The 16,260-nt window shown below is 59.6% G+C and carries 16 protein-coding genes and 1 tRNA gene; 12 read left to right on the top strand and 5 right to left on the bottom strand.

Annotation, left to right across the window (positions count from 1 at the left end; all coding sequences use genetic code 11):
* The first annotated feature begins 6 nt into the window (after nucleotides 1–6).
* Nucleotides 7–2,268, top strand: a complete 2,262-nt coding sequence (locus IPK59_07135) for an AAA family ATPase (GenBank protein ID MBK8158539.1) — start codon at nucleotides 7–9, stop codon at nucleotides 2,266–2,268.
* A gap of 747 nt (nucleotides 2,269–3,015) precedes the next feature.
* On the opposite strand, the gene IPK59_07130 is transcribed toward IPK59_07135, so the two are convergent.
* A complete protein-coding gene (locus IPK59_07130; protein MBK8158538.1) occupies nucleotides 3,016–4,167 on the bottom strand; it encodes a site-specific integrase in 1,152 nt (383 codons plus the stop codon).
* A 70-nt stretch (nucleotides 4,168–4,237) separates the two neighbouring features.
* A tRNA-Gly gene (locus IPK59_07125) sits at nucleotides 4,238–4,311 on the bottom strand.
* Between the two features lie 124 nt (nucleotides 4,312–4,435).
* On the opposite strand from IPK59_07125, the gene IPK59_07120 reads away from it, so the two are divergent.
* The 10 genes from IPK59_07120 to IPK59_07075 all read left to right on the top strand — a co-directional run bounded on the left by IPK59_07120 (nucleotide 4,436) and on the right by IPK59_07075 (nucleotide 13,377).
* A complete protein-coding gene (locus tag IPK59_07120; GenBank protein MBK8158537.1) occupies nucleotides 4,436–5,668 on the top strand; it encodes an ABC transporter substrate-binding protein in 1,233 nt (410 codons plus the stop codon).
* 10 nt (nucleotides 5,669–5,678) lie between these two features.
* Nucleotides 5,679–6,524 carry a hypothetical protein gene (locus tag IPK59_07115; protein MBK8158536.1) on the top strand — a complete coding sequence of 282 codons (846 nt, stop codon included), beginning with the start codon at nucleotides 5,679–5,681 and terminating at the stop codon, nucleotides 6,522–6,524.
* Complete coding sequence (locus IPK59_07110) at nucleotides 6,407–7,384, top strand: hypothetical protein (protein ID MBK8158535.1); 978 nt, start codon at nucleotides 6,407–6,409, stop codon at nucleotides 7,382–7,384. The genes IPK59_07115 and IPK59_07110 overlap by 118 nt, the downstream gene beginning before the upstream one ends.
* A complete protein-coding gene (locus IPK59_07105; GenBank protein ID MBK8158534.1) occupies nucleotides 7,381–8,025 on the top strand; it encodes an ATP-binding cassette domain-containing protein in 645 nt (214 codons plus the stop codon). The genes IPK59_07110 and IPK59_07105 overlap by 4 nt, the downstream gene beginning before the upstream one ends.
* A 293-nt stretch (nucleotides 8,026–8,318) precedes the next feature.
* Nucleotides 8,319–9,155 carry an OmpA family protein gene (locus tag IPK59_07100; protein ID MBK8158533.1) on the top strand — a complete coding sequence of 279 codons (837 nt, stop codon included), beginning with the start codon at nucleotides 8,319–8,321 and terminating at the stop codon, nucleotides 9,153–9,155.
* A 212-nt stretch (nucleotides 9,156–9,367) separates the two neighbouring features.
* A complete protein-coding gene (apaG, locus tag IPK59_07095; GenBank protein MBK8158532.1) occupies nucleotides 9,368–9,760 on the top strand; it encodes a Co2+/Mg2+ efflux protein ApaG in 393 nt (130 codons plus the stop codon).
* Nucleotides 9,761–9,857: 97 nt separating this feature from the next.
* Nucleotides 9,858–10,448 (top strand): GTP cyclohydrolase I FolE, encoded by a 591-nt coding sequence (folE, locus tag IPK59_07090; GenBank protein MBK8158531.1) that lies wholly within the window; start codon nucleotides 9,858–9,860, stop codon nucleotides 10,446–10,448.
* A gap of 22 nt (nucleotides 10,449–10,470) precedes the next feature.
* Entirely contained in the window at nucleotides 10,471–11,628 is a 1,158-nt protein-coding gene (gene argE / locus IPK59_07085; GenBank protein MBK8158530.1) for an acetylornithine deacetylase, read from the top strand.
* Between the two features lie 22 nt (nucleotides 11,629–11,650).
* Nucleotides 11,651–12,529, top strand: coding sequence for a DUF4743 domain-containing protein (locus IPK59_07080; GenBank protein MBK8158529.1), 879 nt, complete (start codon nucleotides 11,651–11,653; stop codon nucleotides 12,527–12,529).
* Nucleotides 12,526–13,377, top strand: a complete 852-nt coding sequence (locus IPK59_07075; protein ID MBK8158528.1) for a DUF4743 domain-containing protein — start codon at nucleotides 12,526–12,528, stop codon at nucleotides 13,375–13,377. Before IPK59_07080 ends, IPK59_07075 begins: the two co-directional genes overlap by 4 nt.
* Before the next feature lie 44 nt (nucleotides 13,378–13,421).
* Here IPK59_07075 and IPK59_07070 read toward each other — a convergent pair whose 3' ends face one another.
* The 3 genes from IPK59_07070 to IPK59_07060 all read right to left on the bottom strand — a co-directional run bounded on the left by IPK59_07070 (nucleotide 13,422) and on the right by IPK59_07060 (nucleotide 15,648).
* Nucleotides 13,422–14,075, bottom strand: coding sequence for a TerC family protein (locus tag IPK59_07070; GenBank protein MBK8158527.1), 654 nt, complete (start codon nucleotides 14,073–14,075; stop codon nucleotides 13,422–13,424).
* A 92-nt stretch (nucleotides 14,076–14,167) separates the two neighbouring features.
* The gene (gluQRS, locus tag IPK59_07065) at nucleotides 14,168–15,013 is read right to left on the bottom strand and encodes a tRNA glutamyl-Q(34) synthetase GluQRS (protein MBK8158526.1); all 846 of its coding nucleotides are present in this window, start codon (nucleotides 15,011–15,013) and stop codon (nucleotides 14,168–14,170) included.
* 74 nt (nucleotides 15,014–15,087) lie between these two features.
* Nucleotides 15,088–15,648 carry a hypothetical protein gene (locus tag IPK59_07060; GenBank protein MBK8158525.1) on the bottom strand — a complete coding sequence of 187 codons (561 nt, stop codon included), beginning with the start codon at nucleotides 15,646–15,648 and terminating at the stop codon, nucleotides 15,088–15,090.
* 135 nt (nucleotides 15,649–15,783) lie between these two features.
* Here IPK59_07060 and IPK59_07055 point away from each other — a divergent pair, with 135 nt between their 5' ends.
* On the top strand, nucleotides 15,784–16,248 hold the full coding sequence (locus tag IPK59_07055) for a two pore domain potassium channel family protein (protein ID MBK8158524.1): 465 nt from the start codon (nucleotides 15,784–15,786) through the stop codon (nucleotides 16,246–16,248).
* The last annotated feature ends 12 nt before the right edge of the window (nucleotides 16,249–16,260 follow it).

The following is a 16,260-nucleotide window of genomic DNA, read 5'->3' as shown; positions in this document are numbered from 1 at the left end:
GGGGGAATGATAAACAATGTACCTCAAAAAATTACGAAAATTCAGAATGTCGGCAAGTTCCATAAGGGCGGCGTGAGCGGCGGAGAGTACGGCAAGTACACGCTCTTCTATGCGGGCAACGGCCGTGGCAAGACGACCATATGCGCTGTTCTACGCTCTATGAAGGTCAATGATCCAATGATCGTTCAGGAGCGCCGTACACTTGGCGCAACAGGCACACCGGAAGTACAGCTTCTCCTCGATAGTGGCCCTGCGGTATTTTCTGGTGGCGCATGGAAAAATGGTGCGGCCGCACTACACGTCTTCGACGGGGCTTTCGTGACGGCGAATGTTCACGCCGGTGAAGAAGTGAGCACAGATCATCGACGGAGCATTTATCGGATAATTGTCGGTGCCAAGGGCGTTCAACTCGCCGAAGAGGTCGATGCGCTCGATGCCACGATTACAAGTATTACAACGAAGATCGCGTCGGAGAAGAAATCTCTTCAGCAGCATGTGCCTTCGGGCACCGCTTTCGAGAAGTTCCTGGGGTTCGCCGAAGACCCAGAGATAGATGCCAAGATCGCGGAGCAGGTAGTAAAGATCGCTGCCGCATCCCAAGCTGTGGAAATCGCCGCGAAGCCGCTCTTGAAGCCATCCACGATCCCCACTTTGCCGACCAACTTTTTGCTTGTGCTTGCCAGGACCGCTGGAGGTGTTTCCAAAGAGGCAGCACAAAAGGTGGCAGAGCATTTATCGAAGCACAATTGGGGTGGGGACGGAGAGCAGTGGATCGCTGCCGGTCTAGCTCACGTCCAAGACGACAAGTGCCCATTCTGCGAGAATAGCGTGCAGGGGAACCTCTTGATCGAGATGTACTCCCAGTATTTCGATCAGTCATATAAGGCATTCAAGGAGGAACTGGCAGGCCTACAAAGTAAGGTCTTGTCGGACTTATCCGAGGCGGAAGGACTCAAGACTAAGACACGCTTTGAAGATCTTGCGAAAGCTGTCCAGTATTGGAAAGCCTTCGGCAACGTGAGCTTTCTGCCCGCTATCGATCTCGATCGCATGTTGGGCAAACTGGCCGCGCTTCATGATGAGGCGAAAAAGGCTATTAATGCGAAGATTGCCGCGCCCCTTGAGCCAGTAGATATGAAGGCTCTTGAGGAAGCCTTTACTGACTGGCAGGGCATGGCAAGTAGCCTGCAAGCCTGCAACGATTCAGTTGCTCACGCGAACTCTGATATCCAGGCAATCAAGGACGCCACAGCCGGGGTAGATAAGGCCGCGCTTGACGTCACCCTGCGTGAACTTGAAGCTATCAAGAAAAGGCATGCGCCGCAGGTGACGGCGATCGCCGATAGCTACAATGCCCTTGTGACCACAAAGAACGCCCTTGTCGCCGAGAAAGACAAGAAGAAGGAAGACCTCGATGCCTACGACGCCTCCATGCTTCCCAAGTATCATGACTCGATCAACACCTACTTGACACAGTTTGGGGCGGGATTTCGCCTCATGAAGTCCGAGAAGACTTATCAGGGAAAGGTACCTCAGTGGATATACACCATTGAAGTAAACAAGCATCCGGTGGACGTAACCAAGAAGTCTGGGAATGGCGAACCGACCTTCCAGAGTGTAATGAGTGCCGGCGATAAGAGCACGCTGGCTCTGGCATTTTTCCTGGCACAACTCGACCTTGACCCCGGATTGACGGATGCCATCGTCGTGTTCGATGACCCCTTCACAAGTCTCGACGAATTCCGTAAAGCCATGACGGCGCGGACGATATTTCGTATCGGCCAGGCGGCGTCACAGGTCATTGTATTCTCTCACGACAAGTATTTTTTGGAAGCCGTCGCGAGTACCGTTTTCGGAGCTAAGTGTGAGACGTTCCAGATATCCAGCACCAAGATAAATTCCTGCATCGAGGCATGGGATTTGGCGCGTGAGGTCAAGGACGGGTATCTGCGCGCGCATATGGATATGCTGGACTTTCATAGCGGCAAGTCTGGCACGGCAAGCGAGATGCGTCTCAAGATGCGTCCACTACTGGAAAGCTATATCCGGTATCGCTTTCCCAACCAGATTGCAGATGGCAAATGGCTCGGCGATATGCTGGCTACGATCAAAGCCGATCCTAACCATCCGCTAATTTCCGTCTATCAGGACATCGACGACGTAAATAGCTTCACGGCTCCTTTCCATCACGACCCGAGTGTTCCATTTAATGAGGATGAAGTAAAAACATACGTCGAACGCACATTGGCTGTTGTTGGCGGTTGCTGAGGTTTTGGCGGCCACCGCTCGCTGCGCTGCTTCTTCTTTGGCGCGGATGATGGCAGCAAGCTATATTACAACCTGCAAGCCGTTGCTAAGGTGTGCGAAGTCATCGCGGTTGAACTAACGGTGCCTTCTCGTCCGTGGTGTTCAAAACGCTGTAAAGCCTTCTCAGCCTCTGCAGCCTCGTGCTGAACGGGGATTCCGGTTGGATTGGCGTCGCTATAGTCATCGTACGGCTCTGAGAGGCCGATGACGGGCTTGGAGCCGAGGATCGACAAGCTGCCGTTAGTTTCTTGGATAATCGATAGAACTTGAAGAAAATGCATTAGATCGCGTTAAATTGGCCTGCGCTTCAAGAAAATGATCAGCGCGGAGGACGCCGCCGACAGCTCGAACAAACATGTCTTCCATGGCGAAGGCAGAGCGCATCGACGGCAGGGCAAGTGGGACGGGTCGTAAACGATCCGCGAACGATCATGCCCTATACGGCGACGTCATTGACGATATGCGATGGCTCCGGGTTGCCGACCTTGCTCACATAATGGGATTACGGCCACAGACCATCTATAACCGCCTTTCCAGTGCGCCGGAAACATTGCCGCCGATCACTTGGATTCCGGGCTACCAGGGCCCGCGCTGGGCCAGATCCGTTGTTGCAGAATGGCAGGCTGGACATAACCCGTCATCGGTTCTTGACGTCCCCAGACGCCGGGGCCGGCCTTCCAAGGCAGAGGAAATCGCTCGCCGGAAAGTTCAGGCGGCACTAGGGCGGCGTTGACTTGCCTGCCAAGCTTTGTGCCGTTTGGCCCTGTCGGCCTTCTTTTTTTCGGAATGTTCGGCCAGAACCCCCGCGAGAGAGCCTGCACGGATATGGGTGTAGCGGGCCAACGTCCGGGCGGACAAATGACCGGCGATGGCAATGATCTCTTGATCCCTTAGTTTTGGGTTCTCGAAAAGACGGCTGATGGCTTCGTGCCGTAAATCATGCCAACGAAGATCAGGGAAATCTTCATCTGTCACGGCAGCGCGAAAGGCATGGCCAATCGCACGCGGTGTTTCTATCGGTAGAACCCTAGCTTTGCTATTGCGAGGAGCATCGGTCGGAATCAGCTTTCTAAAGGCCTCTATGGCCTCCGGGCTGAGGGGAACCGTGCGTTCCTTGTCGTTCTTGGTTTTCGGCAGATAGAGGCGAGGGTGGTCGCCGTCGAGGTGGATGTTGTTCCTCGTCAATGAAACCATCTCGGCTTGCCGGATCGCGGTTTCAACAGCGATTCTGGCCGCCGCACCAAGCCAGGGCGATTTCGATTTGTCGACTACCTGATAGAGGCGGTCTTCTTCCGTCAGACCGTTCCTGTCGAGTGCTGCATCCAGGCGGCGCTTCCTGTGATTGTCCAGACGGGGGCGCACGCCCTTTATGACAGGGTTTTCCAGCGGAACGCCGAAATGAAGGGGCCATGCACTGTATAAGTTCTGCAAGAACACGAGCCGGTGAATGCAGGTTTGAGGACTAAACTCCGTGTCTGGGCCGACTGGCTCGCCATCCTCTGCGTTGTCCTCATCGAGTGCCTTACGCCGCCACGCCAGCAAGTTCGTCGGTTTGAGAGCTAACAACGACCAGGTCGCATATTCACTATTGAGCCAATAGTTCGCCTGGGATGTCCGTGTTTTCAGGGACTTTGGTTTGTCCGGTAGAACATCCCGTACGAACCATCGGATGGCCTCGCCTAGGGTCGTCTTTCGGGCAACCCGCCGGTCAATGTACTCATCGCCCGTGACTTTGCCCTCAGTGATCCGCGCCCAAGCCTGGGCGTTTGCCTTGCTTTCAAAGGTCTTCGTGACCGATTGGCCATTGCGCCTGACTCGGGCACAGAATTGATTGGGGCCGCGTTGCCAGATTGTCGCCATGTGACAGCCTCAAGAACCTCAGCATCTGTCACGGATTGTCACAAAAAATGGCGATAAAATCAAGAAAAGCTGGAGCGGGTGAAGGGAATCGAACCCTCGTCGTAAGCTTGGGAAGCTTCTGCTCTACCATTGAGCTACACCCGCGTTCCGCGCCGATTTATAGGGTATCGGGGCCGCCGGTTCAAGATACTGGACGAATTGGCGAAAGCTGAAACTATTTGCCATCTCCGCCGTATAGAATGATGCGGCAACAAAAGGATAGCGGCAGATGACCCTTGGTGCGACCCGGCGCGACCTACTTCTGGGCGGGCTCGCCCTTTCCCTGGCATGGCCGCTGGGCGGAAGGCCCGCCAAGGCCGACCCCGCACCAGCGAGCTTTGAGGCGGCCCTTTCCACCGCGCGTGGCCAGACCGTCTATTTTAACGCCTGGGGCGGCGACCAGCGCATCAACGACTATATCGCCTGGGCAGGGGCGGAGGTCGCCAGTCGGTTCGGGGTGACGCTCCAGCATGTCAAGCTGACCGATACGGCGGAAGCCGTGACGCGGGTGCTGGCCGGCAAGATCGCCGGGCAGATGGATGGCGGTGGCGTCGACCTCATCTGGATCAACGGCGAGAATTTCGCTGCCATGAAGAAGCAGGAGTTGCTGTTTGGACCCATCATCCAGCTTCTCCCCAACATGCACTTTGTCGATCCGCTGTCGAAGCCGACGATCCTCTCCGACTTCACCGTGCCGACCGATGGCTATGAATCGCCCTGGGGCATGGCGCAGTTGGTTTTCTTCCATGACATGAGTCGTGTGCTGCGGCCGCCCCGCACGCTGTCTGATCTGCTCGCCTGGACCAAGGCCAATCCCGGTCGCTTCACCTACCCAGCGCCGCCCGACTTTGTCGGCACCACTGTGCTGAAGCAGTTTCTCCTGTCGCTGGTCCCCGATCGAGGGCCCCTCGACCGACCGCTCGACCCCAAGCAGTTCGACGCGGTAACCTTGCCGTTGTGGGACTATCTTGCGGAGATCACGCCGCATCTCTGGCGCGCTGGGCTGAGCTATCCTGCCAGCAGCACCGTGCAACGCCAGTTGCTGAACGATGGTGAGATCGACATCTCGATGGCCTTCAATCCCGGTGACGCCTCTTCGGCCATCGCGCAGGGATTGTTGCCGGACACCATCCGCAGCTTCGTGCTGGAAGGCGGCAGTATCGGCAACACGCATTTCGTCGCCATTCCGTTCAATGCCAACGCCAAGGCCGGCGCTTTGGTGGTGGCCGATTTCCTGCTTTCGCCATGGGCGCAGGCGCGCAAGCAGAACGCCGATATCTGGGGCGATCCTACGGTGTTGGAAATGTCGTTGCTCTCGGGGGAAGACCGTCAGATGTTCGCAGCGCTGCCGCAAGGTGTTGCGACCTTGGCGCCTCAGGAACTCGGGCCGGTCTTACCGGAACCGCATCCAAGCTGGATGGTGGCAATCGAGACTCGCTGGATCCAGCTTTATGGCCACTGAGACATAGCTCATGAAGCGGGCCTCGCTTACCTCACATCTTGGAAAACTGCCGCCGGCGCTGGCGCTGCTGCTGCTGGTGGGCACAATTCTGGTGGGCCTCTGCTTTGTTGTCGTAACGGGCTTTGGATACCTCCCGGCCTTAGGTGGCGATACGCTGTCCCTGGACGGCTTCCGGCGATTGCTTGCCGATCCTCGCCTTACGCCTTCATTGTTGGCGACCCTGACGGCAGGCCTGGTTGCGACGCTGGCATCCTTCCTGACCGCTCTCGCCCTGGCCGCCAGGTTTGACCCGACCGGCGAGAACGAGCAGGGATGGGCACACCGCCTCGCCGTCGCGGTCCTCGCTCTGCCGCATGTCGCGCTGGGCCTCGGCCTTGCTTTCCTGTTGATGCCGTCAGGCTGGGTGATGCGCGTCGTCGCTTGGACCACCGGTCTCTTTCCGGTTCCGCCGGACTGGCTCCTGGTAACCGATACTGGCGGCGTTGCTCTCGCTCTCGGGCTGTTTCTAAAGGAAACACCCTTTCTGTTTGTCGCCACGCTAACAGCGTTGGCGCAACTGAAGCCGGCACCGATTTTGCTGATGGCGCAGTCGCTCGGCTACCAAAATCACATGGCCTGGGTAAAGCTGGTTCTGCCGCGCCTCTATCCCATCATTCGTTTTCCGGTACTGGCAGTGCTTGCCTATTCCTTGTCTGTAGTCGAGATGGCGCTGGTCCTGGTGCCAGGCACACCCCCACATTGCCGGTACTCATCCTGCGCTGGGCCAACGATCCGGACCTGGCGCAGCGGTTTCTTGCCGCCGCGGCGGCCATTATGCAGCTGCTGTTGGTGTCATCTGCGATCCTGCTGTGGCTGATGGGCGAAGCGATGGTCAAGCGCCTGAGCCGCCCTTGGATCAGCAACGGAAGGCGTGCCTGGCCCGTGCGGTTGGCGGCGATCGGTGGATTGCTGCTCCGCGGTCTTGCCATCGGTGTTGTGGCTTGCGTCCTCTTCTCCTTGCTCTCTCTATTGCTCTGGTCGACATCCGTGACATGGCGTTATCCGGACATCCTGCCGCGGGCCTTCTCGCTTGCAGCCTGGCAACGTGCCGGGATTGGCCTCTGGGAACCGCTCGGTACCAGCCTGATCCTGGCCGTCGTCACCACACTCACGCCGACCGTCCTGGCGATCGCCTGTCTAGAGCATGAGATGCATGTGCGGCGAGAACTGATACAGCGGGCCGAAAGATGGTTGTTTCTGCCCCTGTTGGTACCGGAGGTGAGCTTCCTGATCGGCATTCAGGTGCTGCTGGTCCTGATCGGCCTCAATGGTGGCTGGCTGGCGGTTGCCTGGCTCCACCTGCTGTTCGTCTTCCCTTACGTATTTCTCACCCTGAAGGCGCCGTGGCGGGCGTTCGATCCGCGCTTTGAACGCATGGCCCTGGTCTTGGGGATGTCACCCTGGCGCATGCTATGGCGCGTGAAGCTACCCATGTTGCGAGGGTCACTGGCTTGGGCTGCAGCCATCGGCGGGAGTGTCAGCCTGTCGCTCTATCTGCCGACGATCCTTGGTGGGGAGGGGCGCATCGTCACCTTGGCCAGCGAGGCTGTGGCCCTCAGTGCTGGAGGTGACCGCCGCGTCGTCGGTGTCTATGGAACGCTTCAGGCGCTGACCGCGGCATTGTTTTTCTTGATGGCGCTCGTCGCCTTGCGCCGTCGTCGCTGGGCCGCCGCATGATCCGCCGACTGAGTCTGTGCAATGTCGAACTGTACAAGGAAGGTTGCCAGATTCTTGGCCCGCTTGATTGTCACATCGATTCGGGTAGCCCTGTCGTGCTGATGGGCCCATCGGGCAGCGGCAAATCGACCCTTCTAAACTGGCTCATTGGAGCCCTGCCGCCGGCATTTACGGCCCGCGGGCAGATTCGACTTGACGGTGAAGAGATCGGTCACCTTCCCATCCAGGCGCGGCGCCTAGGAATACTATTCCAGGATGACCTGCTGTTTCCTCATCTCTCGGTCGCCGAGAACCTGGCCTTTGGCCTGCCGCCCGGCTTATCTACCAGGGAGCGGCAGGTGCGAATCGAGGCTGGTTTGGCGGAGGCTGAGCTACCGGGCCTCGGGGCGCGTGATCCCGGCAGCCTTTCCGGAGGTGAGAGGGCGCGCATCGCATTGCTGCGCACTCTTCTGTCCGAACCCAGGGCGCTGCTTCTCGATGAACCCTTTGCCAAGCTCGATGCTGCGCTGCGAAGTCGCTTCCGCAGCCTCGTCTTTGACCGGGCCGCGGCACGCAACCTTCCCGTGCTTCTGGTCAGCCATGATCCAGCCGACGCAGCTGCCGCCCGGGGCCTCGTGATCAGCCTGTTGGGGCAAGGTTAGGCGGCAAAATCTGCCCCCGCCGCCCTCAAGAAATGCCCCAAAATCAACAAAAATTGAGACCAACGGGGAACCATTTCGAGCGTTCCGGCTTTTGACATCGCTGGGACGTTTACCTATAGTGCCGGAGATGTCAGTACTCGGGCTGGCTTCGCCGGGGATTTCTACAAGTTTTTGCCGGTTTTCGAAATCAGCCGAGGTTTTAAGGCATAAGCCGAAGTCGGGGAAGTTGCGAAGCGTCTGGGCGATGCATCGGAACCTGGGGACGGCGCTGAACAAGAGCGAGGAGACAAAGAATGAAAGCATTGCGACTTCTGGCGGTTCTGGGGGCAGTTGGGTTTCTGGCAGCCTGCACGACCGATCTCGACCGTATCCGTACGACTGAAGCGAGCGGCGGTACGCCGTTCACGCAGGCGCTGACCACCGAGTATCGCGACCTGGCCGTGTTTGAAGCCGACGAGATGTTCGATTGGCGTGACGCTGGCTACTACGCCCGTCGTGGCCTGGCGGCCGCCGGCGGCGAAGTGGTGCAGCCGGAAGATCCGGCCAACCGTGACCTCCCGGCCGACTCGCTGGGCGAAATCACCGACGTCCGTGGTCGCTTGCTCGCGGCCCTCGATGGCGGTGCCCGCGACAACAAGGCGGCGCTCGCTGCCCGCGCTCAGGCCCGCTTTGATTGCTGGCTTGAACAGCAGGAAGAGAACTTCCAGTACGATCATATCAGCGCCTGCAAGGACGAACTCCTCGCGGCTCTGGCCGAACTTGAAGCCGCTCCGCCGGTCGCTGAAGCCCCGGCCCCGGCGCCGAACGTCTATCTGGTGCTGTTCGACTTCGACAAGTCGAACATCAATGATGCGGCCCAGGCCGTGGTCAACCAGGTGGTTGCCGATTTCGGTGCCAACAAGTCGACGGCCATCTCGGTGACCGGTCACACCGACCGTTCCGGCTCCGACGTCTACAACGAGAAGCTCTCCGAGCGCCGCGCTGATGCGGTCCGCGAAGCGCTGATCGCTGCCGGCGTCCCGGCCGAAGCCATCACCACCGCCTGGAAGGGCGAGGCCGAGAATGCGGTTCCGACCGCTGACGGTGTCAAGGAGCAGGCTAACCGCCGCGCCGAGATCATCGTTCAGTAATCGAACTACCACCGCTCTTTGCGGAACGGCGCCAGGGCAACCTGGCGCCGTTTTCTTATTGCGAGACCGGATATAGATTGCCCGCCCGACTGCACAGGCCGTGGCCGTATTATCCTTAACTCGGGCGTGGTTGGCTTTGGGGGCGCATTCGATCTAAAGTGGCCCCGACCCGAGACCCCTAATTGATGGACGGCGCCAGCAAGGCGAGATTTATGTACCAAGAGACCACCCGAAACATCCTTGTCAGCGTCGAGCCGACCTATCTCGATGATCAGTCAACGCCGGACGAAGCGCATTTCGTCTGGAAGTATCACGTCCGCATCGAGAACAAGGGCGACCTCACCGTGCAGTTGCGCAACCGATATTGGCGCATCACTGATTCGCTCGGCCGCGTTCAGGAAGTACGCGGTGCCGGGGTGGTCGGGGAACAGCCGATTCTGCATCCTGGCGAGTCCTACGAATACACCAGCGGGACCCCGCTCAAGACGCCGTCCGGCATCATGGTCGGAACTTATGAGATGGAAAGCGAGACCGGCGAGATGTTTGATATCGTCATTCCCGCTTTCTCGCTCGACAGCCCCTATCAATCCAAGCGTCTGAACTGATGCTCCGGCCGCGTGCGCGGCCGAGGTTGGAAAGGAAATCCGCGTGGCCAAGGCCCCATCAAAATCCACCAAAATCGCCACCAAAGTCAGCACAGGCATGCCAAGCCAGGCTGAGGCCGAAGAGGCTGTCCGAACGCTGATCCGCTGGGCCGGCGATGATCCCACCCGCGAAGGTCTCCTCGACACGCCCCGCCGGGTGGTGAAGTCTTACCGGGAATTCTTCAGTGGCTATGCCGATGACCCCACCGCCATCCTGACGCGGACCTTCTCCGAAACTGATGGCTATGACGAGATGATCGTCCTGGGGACATCCGCTTCGGAAAGCCATTGCGAGCATCACATGGCGCCGATCATCGGCCGCGCCCATATCGCTTATCTGCCCAGGAAACGCGTGGTCGGCATTTCAAAGCTGGCTCGTCTGCTCGACTGCTATGCCAAGCGCTTGCAGATCCAGGAAAAGCTCACCGCACAGATCGCCAACACGCTGAATGACGAATTGCAGCCACGCGGTGTTGCCGTGGTGATCGACGCGAGCCATCAATGCATGACCACGCGCGGTGTGCACAAGGCCGGAACGTCCATGGTGACCAGCCGCATGCTCGGTGCCTTCCGCACCGACCCGTCGACGCGACGTGAGTTCCTCGCCTTCATCGGCCTGCCGCCGGCCACGATCGGTTCCAGTTCGTAATCATTTCAGGACCAGATCAGCCATGACCGGCAGCTTCACCGCCATCCTGGAACGCCTGATTGCGTTCGACACTATCTCGGCCCGCTCCAATCTGGCGCTGGTACATTGGATCGGCGACTATCTGAGGCAGCACAAGGTCGCGGTCGAGATCGTGCCGGCCCCGGACGGCCAGCCCAAGGCCAATCTCTGGGCCACCATCGGCCCGCAGCGCGATGGCGGCATCGTACTCTCCGGACATACCGATGTTGTGCCGGTAGAAGGACAGCCCTGGAGCAGTGACCCATTCAAGCTGATCGAGACCGACGCGCGCTTCATTGGCCGTGGCACCAGCGACATGAAGGGCTTCATCGCGCTCTGCCTCTCTTTGGTACCCGAAATGACGGCAAAACCCCTGACGACGCCGCTGCATTTCGCCTTTTCCTATGATGAAGAACTTGGTTGCCTTGGCGCCCCGCATCTCCTCAAGGCGATCGGTCAGAATTTGCCACGCCCACGCCTCGCCATCATCGGCGAGCCGACCGGCATGAAGCTCGGCGTCCGGCACAAAGGTGTCTATTCCTTCGCAGTCGACATCACCGGCAAGGACGGGCATTCCAGTCAGCCTGAGCGCGGCCTCAACGCGATCGGGCTGGCCGCCGAAGTGCTCGGCGAAATGGCGCGCATCTATCACAATATTCGCACCGAAGGCCCCTTCGACCGCAGTTTCGATCCGCCGCACTGCTCCTACAATGTCGGCACGATCGAGGGAGGCACGGCGGTCAACATCATCGCGCGCCACTGCCGATTCCTGTGGGACTTTCGCGCCATTCCCGGTGGTCATCCCGATCAAATGCTCAAGCCTCTCAATGCCTTCATTGCGCAGCGTCTTGCCGAGTTGCGGCCGCTGATACCGGGCGTCGATATCGTGATCACGCCGCGTGTGTCAGCGCCGCCGCTGGTCGAAGAACATGACGGCGCCGCCGAAGCCTTGTTGAAGCATTTGACGGGTGCCAACGAGACTGTGAGCCTTGCCTATGCGACCGAAGCCGGGCAATTCCAGCAGGCCGGCATGTCGGCCATTGTCTGCGGCCCTGGTCATATCGCTCAGGCCCATCAACCCGACGAGTTCATCGACAAGGAACAACTCGCCGCGGGCGAGAGTTTCCTGCGGCGCCTGATCGATTGGGCCCGGGTGAATTGAGCGAGAGAGCGAGCCAGGTCGCATGAGTCTGCTGCGCCAGTACCACCGCTATCCGGCGCCCGACCTTACCCGCTATCGCAAGTTTGTGGTGGCTGGTCGCCATGTCGGTTGGATCAAGCCTGCGCTGGCGGCTGAGCTCGCCGCGCGGGGCGATGCTCTCCTGTCAGATGAACAGGCGCTCACCATGAATCCGGCCTTGGCGGACGCCACCGCGCGCAGCGAGGCGATGGCGAAGATCCTTGCCGACTTGCGCGCCGATGGCCGCGTGCCTGGCTGGCGCGACGAACTCTATCCCGTCAACAATCGCTATGGCGAGACACCGCTTCTGGTCATGGAGCGGGCCGCCGCGCCGCTGTTTGGCATCATGGCTTATGGGGTCAATCTCAATGGCTTCGTCGGTCGTGGCTGGGAGATGAAGGTCTGGGTCGCGCGCCGGTCGCCCACGAAATCGGTCGATCCAAACATGCTCGATCTTATCGTCGGTGGCGGTCAGCCGCTTGACCTGACGCCGGCCGAGAATCTGCTCAAGGAATGCCGCGAGGAAGCCGGTATTCCTGAAAGCATCGCCCAACGCGCATGCCCGGTCAGTATCGTCACCTTGATGATCGAAGCAGGGGAGGGGCTGCGGGTCGGCAAGCAATTCAATTATGACCTCGATTTGCCGGAGGACTTTCGCCCGCTGAACCAGGATGGCGAAGTTGCCGGCTTCGAACTCATTCCTGTGTCCGAGCTGATCCATCGCCTGCGCTCAAGTGATGATTTCATGTACGATATCGCCCTGGTGCTCATTGATTTCCTCATCCGTCATGGCTTCGTCGGTCCTGAGGATGTCGATTACCTGCCGCTGATTGCCGGCCTGCGCCGTCGCATCCCGTTTGACGCAATGGCGGTGGCGCCATGAGCCTGATGGACCGCATCGTCTCCTGCCATCGTCATGACCTTGCCCGCTATCTGCCCTTTGTCGTCCGCGACGTGCAGATCGGATTTACGCGGCGCGATCTTGCGGCCGAACTGCAGCGCTTTCCCAGCGTCTTCCAAGTGGCGCAGGACCATGTTGCGGTCGCGGATCATCTCGACAGTTTCGACTATCGTTCCGCGGCGATCGATTCCGTGATGCGCGAGTTGCGCCAGGACGGCTTTATCCAGGGCTGGCGCGACGAGCTCTTTACCATTGCCGCACACTATGGCGCCGAACCACTGTTCGATCTGGAGCGCGCCGGCGTCCCACTCTTTGGCGTGAAGGCCTATGGCGTCCATCTCAACGGCTATGTGCGCCGTGATGGCGAAATCTGGCTTTGGGTCGGGCGGCGCGCGGCCAACCGCCCGATCGAACCTGGCAAGCTTGATCATCTCGTGGCGGGGGGGCTGCCGTCCGGGGTGAAGCCGTTCGACAATCTGATCAAGGAAGCGGCAGAGGAAGCCTCGCTCCCCAAAGAGCTGGCGCGGCGCGCCAGGCCCTGCGGGGCGCTCAGCTACCGGATGGAACTGGACGGATGCCTTCGCGACGATACGATCTTTGTCTATGACCTGGAACTGCCGGCAGATTTCGTGCCGCGCAACCATGATGGCGAGATTGCAGATTTCCGCCTGTTGCCACTCTCAGAGGTCGAGCGATTGCTGGCCGAGACCAGTGATTTCAAATTCAATGTCGGATTGGTGATCATCGACTTCCTGATTCGCCAGAGCTATCTGACACCGGATCGCGCCGACTATTGCGACCTTGCCCTGGGCGTATCCCGGAAACCCTGAACATCACCCCTCGCCCCGCTCATGCGAGGCGAGGGGCGTGGATGTTACCCGCCATTGACCATGGGGGCGATCTCCGCCCAGCCGCGCCAGATCATGTCGCCGGCCACGTAGAAGATCACGGCAAGGCCAATATAGGCGATCCAATGGTAACGCTTCAGGAGCTTGGCGATCAGTGTCGCGGCAAGACCCATCAAGGCGACCGACAGGATGAGACCGAAAATCAGCACGTTCGGATGCTCGTGGGCAGCGCCGGCAACTGCCAGCACATTGTCGAGGGACATTGAAACGTCGGCGATGACGATCTGAATGATGGCCTGGCGCATGGTCTTGGCAGGCGGCGCGCCAGGCAATGCCGATTCTGCTTCCTTTAGATCTGCTTTCTCGTCGGCGGTCAGGGCTTCGCCGGCATCGAGCTTTGCTTGGCGGTTTTCCCGACGCTGATGCTCGAGTTCGCGCCAGAACTTCCAGCACACCCACAGCAGCAGAATGCCGCCGGCCAGTGTCAGGCCGATGATGGATAGAAGGTACGTCGTGCCGAGGGCAAAGCCGATGCGCATCACGGTCGCGGCGGCGATGCCGATCATGATGACCTTGGTACGCTGTTGCGCTGGCAGGCCGGCCGCAGCCATGCCGACGACAATGGCGTTGTCGCCGGCCAGCACCAGATCGATCAGGATGACCTGTCCGAACGCGATCATTTCCGGGCCAGTCAGAAAGGCGAGAATGGTGTCTAACATTTAAAGCGGCTTTCTTGGGGTGAAGCTTAGGCAATGAAGGGTTTAGGGAACGCTTAGCCGGAAAACCCGGCCATGCGAAGAATGTCGGGCGGAGCGATGCCGGCCGCGCGCAAGTCGCGCAGACTGGTTGCACCTTGGCGTTTGGCCAGTCGCGTGCCGTCGCTGTCGGTGAGGATCTTGTGATGCGCGTAATCCGGCGTGTGCAGACCAAGCAGCGCCTGCAACAGGCGATGGATATGGGTTGCCGGGAGGAGATCTTCAGCGCGCGTCACCAGGGTCACGCCCTGCAGATGGTCATCCAGCGTGACGCAGAGGTGATAGCTGCACGGTGTCTCTCGCCGCGCCAGAACGATATCGCCCAAAAGTTCCAGCTCCACGACAATCTCGCCAGCCCGCTCATCGTTGAAACGGAGGTCCCCGCACAAGGCGCGAGCCCTGGCGACGTCGAGCCGCAGGGCAAAGGGTGCACCCGCCGCCTGACGGGCGGCAGCCTCGTCCGGGGACAGCGATCGGCAGGTTCCGGGATAAAGCGGGCCACCAGAATCGCTATGAGCCTGGCCATGCGGTGCCGCGGATGCGGCGGCGATGTCTTTGCGACTGCAGAAACAGGGATAGATCACGCCGAGCGCCGTGAGCTGGGCCAGCGCCGAGCGGTAATCATCAAAGTGATCAGATTGACGCCGTACCGGGCCGTCCCAATCGATGCCGAGCCAAGCGAGGTCTTCAAGCAGGGCAGCTTCGAAAACCGGGCGGCAGCGGGTCTGGTCGATATCCTCGATACGCAATAGAAACCTTCCCCCCACCTTGCGTGCCCGTTGCCAGCCATCCAGTGCCGAATAGGCATGGCCGAGATGCAGATATCCTGTCGGGCTGGGCGCGAAGCGGGTTACTGGCGGCATAAAAAGCATAGGTAAGGAGAATGACGACTTTCCGCAACCGCTGGCGGGTGGATTAACCCTGATTCGCTCGGGTTTTATTGATCCAGATGGTCGATCTGGGACTTAAGCCCTTCAAACCAGGTTCGCCGCGTCGCAATCTCGCCGATTTCGAGGTCGAGCCAGGAGGGCAGGTGCCCGCTGGTCGCCGTGAGGGGTTCGTAGCTGCGCAGGTCGCCGAGCCTCGCCAGCTCCTTGTCGCAAGCCTCGATCAGGAGGTCGAGCTGCTGGCGCTGGTCATCCGGCGACAGGCAGTTGAAGAAGTGCATCTTGAAGGCAACGATCAGCTTATTGACCTCGCCCATCGGCCCGCGCATCCGGGTCGTCATCAGCCGCTGCAACTCGGCCCGGCCATCGGCCGTCAGGCGCATGATCTGGGCCTCGGCTGGCTGCTTTGGATCGATCGCTTCAATGATGCCCTCGATCTTGAACAGTTCGAGCGACGGCCCCAGCAGTTCCAGCGACGGCCCGACAATACGGCCGACGAAATGGCGGATCTCACGGGCGAGATCGGCATAGCTGCGCTCTCCCTGCCACAGCAGGCCAAGGGCCGCGAGGCGAATAGCTTCGGAAGGAATGAGGCTGTTGTCTTTGTACATCTAGGCTCTGAGGCAATTGTTCCTGATCGGTCCAGGCGGAAATGTCGCTAAGGATCAAATCCGAAAGTTTTGCTTTGTAGGTCGTCAGGCACTACCGTTTAGCCGCTTTGACCGGCCAGCGGAAGTCACTCTCCCATGTTCTTTGTTACCCTCCTCTTCGGCACCATTCTGGTGCTCGTCGCAATCGGCATTCACTATGAAGCCCTCCGCCTGGTGGCGAGCTATCTGTTGCCGCGCATGGATGTGGTCCCCAGACGCGCCCATGTCATGGTCGGTGTCTGCGCCTGCATGTTGGCCCATACCATCGAAATCTGGATGTTCGCCATCGCCTACTGGCTGATGAGCTGGACCGGCGTCACGTTCGGGTTCTCCGACGATTACCGGCGCAGCTTTGTCGATTACCTGAATTTCTCAGCAGAATCATATACTTCCCTGGGTTTTGGCGATGCCGAGTTGCTGAGCCCTGACATGCGGTTACTGGCTGGAATCGAGGCCTTGACCGGCCTCGTGCTGATCGCCTGGAGCGCCTCCTTTACCTATTACGTCATGGCGCAGTATTGGAACGAACGCCGTCATCGCGGAAAAGGGCACGAATCCTGATCTCTCAGTCTT

It is taken from the genome of Rhodospirillaceae bacterium (assembly GCA_016712715.1).
GTDB lineage: Bacteria > Pseudomonadota > Alphaproteobacteria > Dongiales > Dongiaceae > Dongia.
Note: the sequence above shows the minus strand (reverse complement) of the source record. Positions and strands in the feature narration are given on the sequence as shown.